A 10,669-nucleotide genomic window follows, 5' to 3' on the forward strand; every position below is an offset into this window, starting at 1 on the left:
GGTGACTTGGTCCCACGGCGCCGTGCCGGGGTGCTCGTCGCCGTCGTACCAGTAGTCCTCGTAGGGGACGAGGACGGCGCGGTCCTCGGCCGAGAACTCCTCGAGCTCCCACGGACCGGTCCCGAGGGTCTGCTCGGTGAAGCTGTGTTCGTCCTGCTCCGGGTTCTCGCTGATCGCGTCGGTCTTGCTCGTGAGGATCGGGACCGCGGCGAGGTCGTTCAGGAACGGTGCGTGGGGGTCGGTCGACGTGATCTCGACCTCGTAGTCGCCGAGGACCTCGACGTTCTCGATGAACGAGACGTCGGCGGCGTTCGTCGTGCCCCTCGTCCGGTTGATCGAGAAGGCGACGTCGTCCGCGGTGAACTCGTCGCCGTTGTGGAACGTGACGCCCTCGCGGAGCTGGAACCGGAAGGTAGTGTCGTCGACCTGCTCCCAGTCGGTCGCCAGCTCGCCGCGGAACTCGGAGTAGTCGAAGGTCAGCGCGACCAGTCGCTCGTAGGCCATCGTGCCGACGACGGAGTTGGAGGTCGCGTCGGTGATGATCGTCGGGTCGAAGGTGCCGGGGTTTGCGGCTGCCGACGCGACGAATTCGGCCGTGCCGTCGCCGTCGCCGCCGTCGTCGCCGCCGACGCAACCCGCGAGACCGACGACGCTCGCGCCGCCCATCGCGGCGAGGACTCGTCGGCGAGTCGCTGCCGATCGTGCTCGTCCGTTGTCGGGATGAGACATATCCACATGTACGCTTGATGTGTTAAAAACCATTTTATTCGTTGCCGCAAACCACCGTCCGTACAGTAATCTGGCATTTCGGTGACGATCAGCGGTATTGACACGAACGATCGTCTAGGACCGTGGTAGCATGCGTTGACGTCCTCCCCGCGCTAAGGGGCGAAGATTCCACGAAGTGGAGTTTGAGGTTCCGTGTTTCCTCGGGGTTCAAGAACGCTTTCGCGTGACCTTTCGACGGTAGCTGTCCAATTGTCACCGAAGACGTACGTTGCAACAGGTACAGCCCTGTCAACGGGGCCTTCCCATACAGACGCGCTGGATGCTTCAACTGGAATGCCGATTCCCTCCACGGTCGGGTATTCAGCCGGCTGAGTACCGCCATTCGCGTCTCTATGACGAGGACGTGGTGGACTGGTTCTGGTTTTGTTACCCACTACGGTCGCTGGTCGAAGACCGTCTGACGGTGAAACCGTCGTGCCGTGCGTGGGGAAGACCATCACCGTATAGTACGGTTGAACCCCAGAGAAATGGAGGGAAGCCAAACTCAAAACTCCATCCTTGGTAGCTTGTGTAGCCGACTGTCGGATTCATCCCCGGGCTACAGCACGGGGCTTTCTCCTCGATTCTCCGTCATCGGATGATATAGTTGAACTGACCGTCTCCGAAGCTTTCGTCTAGCGTATCGACACCACCGTATCCCCATTGATACCGAAACACGTCTACCATCCCGACGTAGCCGATTCGTTTGAGTAGCGATCACTGGTATCCTTGAGACCACTGCGACTCTTGGAGTTCAGATCGAAGTCGCTCAACCGCCGCTTGGATATTAGCTCGGGTTACTACGAGCCGCTGGGTACTCCCGGCATCGAAATCGCGAACGGCGAATTCGAGGGCCTTGCGACAGACAGCCATAATATCTGCACCGGAGAGATCCGACAAGCGGAGTGATCCAAACCACTCAGTGGTAACGTCTTCCGCGGCCGGAAGGTCGGCGATATGGACGGCAAATATCTCCACTTGTTCCTCAAGTGATGGTGAGGGGATTTCGATGAACGTGTCAAAACGTCCGGAACGAAGTACCGCATCATCAAGTTCGTTAAGCCGGTTGGTGGCAGCCATCACGATTACGTCAGCGAGCGGTTCTAGCCCATCAAGTTCCGAGAGCAATGTATTAACCAGATCATCTTTCCAGACTGGCGTATCGGTCTTCCGACTTGGGGCCAGCGAGTCAAATTCATCAAAAAAGATCACACTGGGTGCATGTTCGCGGGCAGTCTGGAACAACTCGCGCAGTTGATCTTCAGAGACACCAACTAGTGGTTGTTCCAGTTCGGGCCCTTTCACTGAGAGGAACTGATAGGCCAAATCGTTAGCAACGGCTTTTGCAAGCATCGTCTTACCGTTACCTGGCGGTCCATGTAACAGGATGCCTTGCCCAACTGAGTAGCCAGCCTGACGAAACGTATCACTATACTCCACAGGTTTGGTGACCGCTTCTCGGAGACGTTGTTTTTCGCCTCTGAGTCCACCGATATCATCAAAAGTCACCGACGGAATCTCAGGTTCAAACTGGTCAGTGTCGTCTTCGGCAAAAAGCGGGCTTCCCACAGACTCTTCGAGTCTCTCAGCTTCGACAATCTTGATCGAATCCTGAATATGGGAGGGTGTGATTGTCGGCTTCTCCGCATCGCTTGCGCGTCGCCGCCGCTGCACAGTCCGCTTTATCACTGTTCGAAGTTCCTGTAGGGTGAGGTCTGCTATATCGAGCTCAGATAGCGCTTCTACATCCAGTTGTGTTGATTTGATCACCCCCGCAGTTTCAGCACGTTCCAGCTCTGTGTTGAGAGTCCCACGACGAAACTTCTCGCCGGGTTTGGGAACTTCGATGGTGACCTCAAATAACGAATCGTGAGTTGTGAGATCGAGATCTTGGTTCTGTGCGGTACAGACCACGGTCACTCGGTCGTGGCTCTGTTGAATTGACTCTATCTGCGTCCGAAGCGATTCATACTCCTCCTCACCAAATCCATGCTCATCGAGGCAGGTCAAAAGAACGAAACCCGGTTCACGAGATCTCGCAGCGTTTAGTGTTGCCTCAATATTGTCCTCTTCACCCATGAGATCGTTGTAAACCGAATCTATCTCAAAGAAAGTATACTCACTTCCAAGTTTACTAGTGACCCCTTTCGCTAGTGTCGTTGTCTGACAATCAGCGTGCTCGCCGAGGAGGAGAACAGATGTTGTCACATACCGGTCGTACCCAGCCGGTTCGACGACCGTCCTGCAGAGCTGTCGTTTCTCCTCGTGATAGCCACGAAAAGACTCGAACGAGCCAAACGGATCAGATTGAACCGTGACGCTGTCCTCATAGACGTCCTCTATAGAATCGTTGTCTTCCATCTCAGTAGGCCCTGGGTTTACTGTAGTCATGCAAATCATCTTTGCCAGACAATTTATCTACTTCAGCGGACGTGCTTGTGTATCAAGCTCCGGTTCCTATCCGGGCATGGGATTTGGAGATACTTTTGCTGACTGCACCCCGAGTTCCACAACAGAAAGGGTGCTTTCTGCGTGGAATCGGGGAATCCCGATACTGTCCGATTAGGTGGGCGGGCAGACCCCCTCGGTTGATTGTTAGCTGACTATAGGCGCTAAGCCCCCGTCCTCAAGGAGCGAACGAAGTGAGCGAGTAGAGCGGGGATACAGCGCCGTCATCGTTTTACTTTCACTACACGGCATAGCGTTACTACCCCTGCGGTCGATATCGGTAGTACGATGCTCACCACGCTTCCGGTGGTGTTCAAGCGCGACAAGAAGCGCGCACCCTCGGTTGTGGCTGAGTGTCCATCCGGTAGGAATGGGACACTCCGAACCACCCGTGAAGGGAAGTCGCCTGCGGAGTCTGGAATCCCTGTACCCACGTCGGGTATAAATTCCGACGCAGAAACAGGAAGCCCTGTCCTCAACAAGCGAGGGGCGAGTAGCCCCGAGCGCGGTAGGTCAGGGTAGTTCACTGGTACTCTCCGTTCAGTCCGAAGTTATAGAAAATCAAGGAGAATACCTGCGGCTTTACGCGCAGGATGAATCCGGCAGTACGTTCAAGAGCCCACGTTTGACGACAGTTCGGGTTTCCAATCCGTGCTTTTGATCATCATTACATCGTATATACAGGTACGGTCAGGTCAGAATGGAGCGATTCCGAACGACCTTCGAAGGCGGTCTACCCGCCACTAATGAGACAGTATCCGAAGCGCCAAGACCGGTGAACACGAATCCCTGAAGGGTTCGTCTCGTGCCCGTTGGTTGAGCAAGCGTCACGATACCTCTGAGTCTGACGACGTGTCAGCGACTCCCTGCTGGCAAAACAACAGATGGGGGTCAGAGATGCCGAGGATAAGAGTAACGGCGGTTTGGCACCGCCAGTCAGCCACCGACCACGACGACTGGATTAAACGGATTCCCGCAAAGTGGCGGATTCATGGTTGCGAACCTGAAACTCCCAACGCTCGGGATTCCCCCGCCTGAAGGCGGGGGAGGCTGTCACGGCTTTCCGTTCCGCGATGTTCGGGTCGAACACGGTACGATCCCCGTGGACGTCATCGAAGCGTACCTCGACTCCCACTCGCCGGTCGAGTACGACGCGAGCGGCCTCGTGGAAACGGTCGGTGACCGCGCACGGAACACCCCCGCCGACGGCCCGTATCCGTACATCCAGCCCGCCGTCGACCACGCGGACGGGACGGAGTATATCGAGACCGGCATGATTCCAGGACGGTTCGACCACCCGGTTCCCCGTCGACCCGAGCGGGACCAGCCCGGTAGCGACACCTGAATAGCGCCCGTCGGCCGCCTCCTCTACGAGTTCGCACCCGAGATGGAGCCCGTCTACGAGGCGGCCGACGGGGAGTCGCTCACGATCGAGACGGTCGACAGCCTGAACGGCGCGGTCCAGACCGACGACGACCTCCTCGACGCCATCCCCGAAGCGGTGAACGCGGCGACCGGCCCGATAGGCGTCGAGGGGGCGAGCCCCGGCGACGTACTCGCGGTCGAGATCGAGGACGTCCGCGTCGCCGAGGACCGCGGACGCGTCCTCACGGCGCCCGGATTCGGCCTCCTGCGGGACGACCCCGACATCGACCACCCGGCGACGCGGATCACCGAGGTCCGGGACGGCGGCGGCGAGGGCGGAGAAGACGGCGAGGGCGGAGAGGACGGCGACGACGAGGGCGGCAGTCGGATCGAGTTCGAGGGGCTCGACGTCCCGATCGACCCCGTGATCGGCACGATCGGCGTCGCCACGGCCGAGGGGCCGGTGTCGACGCTCACGCCGGACGACCACGGCGGCAACCTCGACACGACCGACATGACGACCGGGACGACCGCGTACTTCCCCGTCTTCCAAGCGGGCGCGATGCTCGCGATGGGCGACTCGAAGGCCGCGATGGCCGACGGCGAGATGTGTGGGACCGGCGCCGAGATCGCCACCGAGATCGACGTGACCCTCTCCGTGATCGAGGACCCTGAGGTCCCGCTCGAGCGCCCCCTCGTCGACACCGGCGACGCGGTCAAGGCGATCGCGAGCGCCGAGACGATGGAGGACGCGGTCGAGCTCGCGAACCGCGATATCGTGGGGCTGCTGGCGCACGAGCACGGCTTCTCCCGAACCGAGGCGTACCTGTTCTCCAGTCTCGTCGGCGGGTTGGAGATCAGTCAGGTTGTCGACCCGCAAGTGACGGCGCGGAACGCGGTCCCGAGCGAATACCTCTCGGTCCCGTACTGACTTTCAGTCCCGTACTGACCGGTCACTCGTCCGTCGCGCTGCCACGATCCGCGAGGCGTCGCGCGGCGTCGCTCAGGGCGCTCGTCGGTCGCTCCCCCTCCTCTCGGGCTCCCATAGCGTCGCCGTCGCCGGAATCGACGACGCCACCGTCCTCGGAGGCGGTCTCGCCGATAGCGGCGTCGCCGTCGGCCGAACCGCCCTCGCCCTCGGGACCGGTCTCCCCGGAGCCGTCTCCGACGTCGACCTCGGCCGGATCGGCGTCCGGCGGGTAGCTCCGCTCCGCCGGCGGGACGAAGGCGGTCTCGACCGCTCGGACGATCTCGCGGACGCTCGCCTCGTCGAGCCGATCGGCGTACGCCTCGCGGATCAGGTCCGGAACGGCGTAGGCGTAGTGCCCGCGACCGGCGTGCCGGATGAGTCCCGCCCGTCGAACCGGTCGATGGCGGCTGTAGGCGTGCCCGGAGTCGCCGTCGCCGCCGGCGTCGATGTGAGCGGCGACGGGGTCGCTGACCCCCTCACGGCGGTAGTGCCGGAGCATCCCACGCGACAGCTCGGGGAGCGCCTCGATCCGGCCGCGGAGCTCCTCGATGACCGCCTCACGGGTGCCGAGCTCGACGGCGTCGTCGAAGCGGAGCGCGCTCTCGGCGACGTCCGCGCGCGTCACGGGCTCGACGTCGTCGGGCGCCCCGTCGGGGTCCTCGGGGCCCTCACCGGCGGCGACGGCGGCCTCATCGGCGTTCGCAGCGACCCCGTCCGCGTCGGCGGCGTCCGACTCCTCGCCGCCGTCCTCGGTCGCGGCGACCGCCTCGTCGTACGACTTGAGCACGGACTGGTCGTCGTCGCCTCCGCCGCCTCCCGCGTCGTCGCCTCCGCCGCCTCCCGCGTCGTCGCCTCCGCCGTTCCCGGCACCCCCGGCGGCGCCGACCGCCGACCGCTCGCCGCCGGCCGCGGCCCCCCCGCCGCCCCGGTAGGGGGCCTCGGCCTTCCCGAGGAGGGCCTGCGCGAACTGGTCGGCCATGTTGCTCAGGTCGCGGGCCTCCTCCAGCTCGCGTTCGAGGTCGGCGATCCGCTGGTCCCGCTTGTCGAGCTCCTGGCGGAGGTCGGCGAGCTCGGACTCGCGGCGCTCCTCCTCGTCGGAGATGGACTGGAGTTCGCCCACGAGGTCGCTGGAGACCGACTTGAGCTCCGGGCGCTCGAAGTCGTCGAGCCCGGGGGTCGCGCCCGCGTCGAACGTCTGCTTGCGGTGGAACTGGATCCGGCGGATCGACTCGTCCCAGTCGGTCATCAGGAACGCTTCGCCGTCAGCGAGGTCCTCCACCGCGCTCGCGTACTTCGAGCCGAGGATCCGACCCACGACCTTCGTGTCGTTGTCCCACGTGAGCCGGTGCCAGCAGAGCCAGTCGCACTGGGTGATGAAGTCCTTTTTCACGTCCGCCGGGCGCTGGCTGATCCCGACGATGCCGAGGCCGTGCTTCCGCCCGCGCTTGCCGACCTTAATCAGCATCTTGCCCGTCTCGTCCATCCCGCCGCCCTCGGGGATGTACTCGTGGCACTCCTCGATCACGAGCAGGAAGGGCTTCTTCATCCGCTTCTCCTTCGCGAACAGCTGCTTGACGACTTCGAGGAGGAGCTCGTTGGCGGTCTCCTCTTCGAGGTAGCCGGAGACGTCGAGGATGATCGGGACGTTCTGCTCTAAGGCGAGGTTCGCGAGCTTCTCGGCGTGTTCGGGGGAGACGACGATGTCGCACTCGTCGTCGGCGCCGGCGTGAAGAATTTCATATTCTTCTTTTAAACCGTAATATTCACCGTCTGTGTCAACCACGACCACAGGAAATCCGTTAGATAGCAAATTCTCGATCACGACGGACGCGGTGTTGCTCTTGCCGGACCCGCTCTTGCCCGTGATGAAGGACCGGCCGGTGAGCACGTCGACGACCGGGAGTTCGACCGGCGAGCCGGGGTCCGCCGTCGCGTCGCCGCCGATCCCCTCGCTGACGTCCGCGACGTGGATCGTCTCCTCCTCGCTCATACCCGTGAGAGGTGGCGCCCGCCTCATAAACTATCGCCTCGGTCGCCGACCGGTGGAGTCGTTTGGTCGCGTCGATCGCGGCCAGGCGTGTTCCGAGGTTCGCAAGACGTATGCCGCCGCCGGGAGTCTGCCCGCGCATGGACACCGAGAACACCCTCCTCAACGCGGTCGTCGGCGCTATCGCGTCGGCCCTCCTCTCGTTCACCGGTATCTCACCGCTCCTCGGCGGCGCGGTCGCCGGGTACTTAAATGGCGACGACGGGTTGCGCGTCGGCGCGCTCTCCGGCGCGATCGCGTCGATCCCGATCGTCGGGCTGCTGTTGCTCGCGCTGGTGATCCTTCCGTTCCTGGGCGTCTTCGGGTTCCCGCTTGAAGCCGGTCTCGCGGCCGGGGGGATCGTCCTCGTCGCGGCCGTCATCGTGTTGGGTGGCGTCGCCTACAGCGTGATACTGAGCGCGCTCGGCGGCCTGCTGGGCGTGTATTTGAAAAACGAGCTGTAAGTCGATCGCTGTTACGTATAAATAGCCGAATTCGGATCGGCGGAGAACACCACCAAAGCCCCAGTCGCTCGCTTATAAATGACCAACTGTGGGTCGCCGGAGAATATCTTCAAGACTCCAGCCGCACACTTATAAATAGCCGAATTCGGATCGGCGGAGAACACCACCAAAGCCCCAGCCGCGAGGGCTCGGTGCGCTCGCTGCGGTCCTCGGCGCTCACTTCGTTCGCGCCTGCGGTCCTTGCGTCGCGCGCCTTCGCCCTCGCGGCTGCCCCTTTGAGTCCCACCCCGCACCGCACAGCCCCGCACCTCACGCCTCCCCAGCCTCGTCGCTCACTCCGTTCGCGCGTTCGCGACTCCCTCGCACGCGCTCCTCGCGGCCGCCGAGGGCGGCCGCTCGGAGGCGCGCGCCGACCGCACCTCTATTTAAAAAGGGAGTGTGCGAGAATCGCCTCGCGACGCCGAGCGGAGCCGCCTCAGTGCTCGCCGCCGGTACCGCGCCGGTCGGAGTCGAGGTCGATGTCGAGGTCGTCGAGGAGCTCCTCGGCCTCCTCGCGCTTCTCCTGGTGGTCATCGAGGAACTCGCGCATGAGCTCCGCGGCCTGCTCCTTGCAGCCGCCACAGAGGCGCTCGCCGTTGACGCACTCGGAGTAGACGGTCTTCGTCAGCTCGTCGTCGTCGCCCGCGAGCAGGTAGGCGTACAGCTCGTAGACGGGGCACTCGTCGGCCTCGCCGCCCAGTTCGCGCTGCTTTTCGGCGGTGTCGCGGCCGCCCGTGGTCGCCGACCGGACCTTGTCGTAGCCGTCCTCAGGGTCGTCGAGCAGGGAGATGTGGCTCGCCGGGATCGAAGAGGACATTTTCCCCCCGGTGAGCCCGGTCATGAACCGGTGGTAGATCGAGGAGGGCTGCCGGAAGCCGAACCCGCCGTGGTCGATCTCGACCTCGCGGGCGACCGCCTCGGCCTCGCTGCGAGTCATCTCGAAGGCGTCGACGTGGCCGTCGAAGACGCGCTTCTCGCCGCCGACCGCCTCGATCAACGCCTCGAACGCCTCGTCCGTGGCGTTGCGGTCGAAGAAGCGCACGCGGGGCCGGAGCGGCTCCTTGCCGCCCGCGCGGAGCTTGTCGAGGGCGGTCGACTTGGCAGCGGCGAGGTCGAGGCCGGGGGCGGCGTCTCCGCCGGCGTCGTCGCGGTCGGGCTCGGGCGGCTCGTAGTCGGCGAGCCACTCGGCGGCGGCCTCGCAGCGCACGTCGGTCTCGGCGTCGTTGACCTCGGCGTCGCCGTCGCTCCCGGCCGCGAGCGCGTCGTAGGCGGCCCGAACGAGCTGGCGCTCGTCGTCGTCGAGCTCGAAGGAAGCGAACGCCTCGGTCACCTTGAAGTAGCGCACCCGGGTCGCCAGGTCGCGGGTCAGTCGGACGTGCGGGTCCTGGTCGGGACCGACCGGGATGACGGTGGGCTTCGGCTCGTCGACGAGCTGCGGGTAGAGGATGTCCGCGGTCTGGGTGACCACGCTCTGCATGTGCGAGACGTTCGTCTCCCCGTCGAAGCCGTAGATGGCCTCGAACTCGGAGAAGTTCGCCTTCGACCCGAGCTCGAATCCCAAGTCCTGCACCTCCCGGTTGTCCGACTGGCGGTAGATCTCGCCCGCCTCGGCGTCGAAGCCGAGCGCGAGGAGGCTGAGGAGGTAGTTACGCGCGTGCTCGTCGATCTCCGACCACGACATCCCTCGCGCGGAGTGGGCCTCGAGGTCGGCGATCAGGCCGAACGCGTCACCGCCCTGGCGCTGATGCCAGATGATCTCGTCGAACACGAGCTTGTGGCCGATGTGCGGGTCGCCGGTGGGCATGAACCCGGAGAGCGCGGCGAACGGCTCGTCGTTCGCCATCGCCTCGGCGACCGCGTCGTACTCGCGGTGCCCGAAGATGACGCCGCGGCGCATCAGGTAGTGCGGGTCGGCCACGTCGTCGGCGACGTCGTCGAACGCCTCGATGCCGAACTCCTCGAACAGGTCGGCGTAGTCGCCGACCGACGCCGACCCCCACGGGTCGAGCGCGACCTCGTCGGCCGGTCCGTCCGCGCGCTCCGTCCCGCCGTCGGTGCGGGGCGATCCCGCGGCCTCGTCGCGGGGACCGCCCGTCGGCGCCGACGGCCCCGTCTCTTCGGGGGTGTCCTCGTCCATACGTCCTCTCCCGTCGGTCGACGCAAAAACCGTTCGCTTGCGCGTCAATACGTGGTACGCGGGGTTGGGTACTGAAACGACCGCGGTCGTGGGTCGATCGGTGACATCGTCTCACTGCTGGCAGTTTATTTATAAGTAGTCGCCGTCGATGGCGCAGGGGATCCTCGCGAAGCCTCAGTCGACCATTTAGAAATGGCTGACTACGTATCGACGGCAAACGTCTCCAAAGCTCCAGTCGAGCGTTTATAAGCAGATAATAACAGATCGAGGGTGAACACCCCCAAAGCCCCACCCGCGAGGGCGACGCACGCTCGCTGCGCGCTTCAGTCGCTCACTCTGTTCGCTCCCTCCAGTGCTTGCGTCGCCTGCGTCGCCCTCGCGGCTGCCCCTTTGATACGGTCGTGCGAAACTATTTACCGTTATAGATTCAATTTTGTGTAATGAGTCGGTTG

Annotated in this window: 7 protein-coding genes; 3 read left to right on the forward strand and 4 right to left on the reverse strand. The window is 63.6% G+C overall.

Going from position 1 to position 10,669, the window contains the following annotated elements; genetic code table 11:
* The coding region (locus tag N5096_RS03140; RefSeq protein WP_267662878.1) for an ABC transporter substrate-binding protein at nucleotides 1-666 on the reverse strand (666 nt) is incomplete at its 3' end.
* Nucleotides 667-1,485: 819 nt separating this feature from the next.
* Complete coding sequence (locus N5096_RS03145) at nucleotides 1,486-3,129, reverse strand: ATP-binding protein (protein WP_267662879.1); 1,644 nt, start codon at nucleotides 3,127-3,129, stop codon at nucleotides 1,486-1,488.
* A gap of 1,189 nt (nucleotides 3,130-4,318) precedes the next feature.
* Here N5096_RS03145 and N5096_RS03150 point away from each other — a divergent pair.
* Together N5096_RS03150 and N5096_RS03155 are read left to right on the forward strand one after the other, a co-directional pair.
* A complete protein-coding gene (locus tag N5096_RS03150; RefSeq protein WP_267662880.1) occupies nucleotides 4,319-4,561 on the forward strand; it encodes a hypothetical protein in 243 nt (80 codons plus the stop codon).
* A gap of 42 nt (nucleotides 4,562-4,603) precedes the next feature.
* Complete coding sequence (locus tag N5096_RS03155) at nucleotides 4,604-5,512, forward strand: acetamidase/formamidase family protein (protein WP_267662881.1); 909 nt, start codon at nucleotides 4,604-4,606, stop codon at nucleotides 5,510-5,512.
* 22 nt (nucleotides 5,513-5,534) lie between these two features.
* On the opposite strand, the gene N5096_RS03160 is transcribed toward N5096_RS03155, so the two are convergent.
* On the reverse strand, nucleotides 5,535-7,541 hold the full coding sequence (locus N5096_RS03160) for an ATP-binding protein (RefSeq protein ID WP_267662882.1): 2,007 nt from the start codon (nucleotides 7,539-7,541) through the stop codon (nucleotides 5,535-5,537).
* Between the two features lie 137 nt (nucleotides 7,542-7,678).
* Between N5096_RS03160 and N5096_RS03165 the strand changes: the two genes are divergently transcribed.
* Nucleotides 7,679-8,041 carry a DUF5518 domain-containing protein gene (locus N5096_RS03165; protein ID WP_267662883.1) on the forward strand — a complete coding sequence of 121 codons (363 nt, stop codon included), beginning with the start codon at nucleotides 7,679-7,681 and terminating at the stop codon, nucleotides 8,039-8,041.
* Nucleotides 8,042-8,516: 475 nt separating this feature from the next.
* Here the strand turns inward: N5096_RS03165 and N5096_RS03170 are convergent, their stop codons facing one another.
* On the reverse strand, nucleotides 8,517-10,217 hold the full coding sequence (locus tag N5096_RS03170) for a tryptophan--tRNA ligase (RefSeq protein WP_267662884.1): 1,701 nt from the start codon (nucleotides 10,215-10,217) through the stop codon (nucleotides 8,517-8,519).
* Nucleotides 10,218-10,669: the final 452 nt, after the last annotated feature.

It is taken from the genome of Halorubrum yunnanense, assembly GCF_026586675.1.
Lineage (GTDB): Archaea > Halobacteriota > Halobacteria > Halobacteriales > Haloferacaceae > Halorubrum > Halorubrum yunnanense.

What these genes read in the sequence shown, in the direction of transcription:
- N5096_RS03145 (WP_267662879.1), bottom strand. Translation starts at nt 3,129, where the DNA reads ATGGAAGACAACGATTCTATAGAGGACGTCTATGAGGACAGCGTCACG.
- N5096_RS03155 (WP_267662881.1), top strand. Translation starts at nt 4,604, where the DNA reads ATGGAGCCCGTCTACGAGGCGGCCGACGGGGAGTCGCTCACGATCGAG.
- N5096_RS03160 (WP_267662882.1), bottom strand. Translation starts at nt 7,541, where the DNA reads ATGAGCGAGGAGGAGACGATCCACGTCGCGGACGTCAGCGAGGGGATC.
- N5096_RS03165 (WP_267662883.1), top strand. Translation starts at nt 7,679, where the DNA reads ATGGACACCGAGAACACCCTCCTCAACGCGGTCGTCGGCGCTATCGCG.
- N5096_RS03170 (WP_267662884.1), bottom strand. Translation starts at nt 10,217, where the DNA reads ATGGACGAGGACACCCCCGAAGAGACGGGGCCGTCGGCGCCGACGGGC.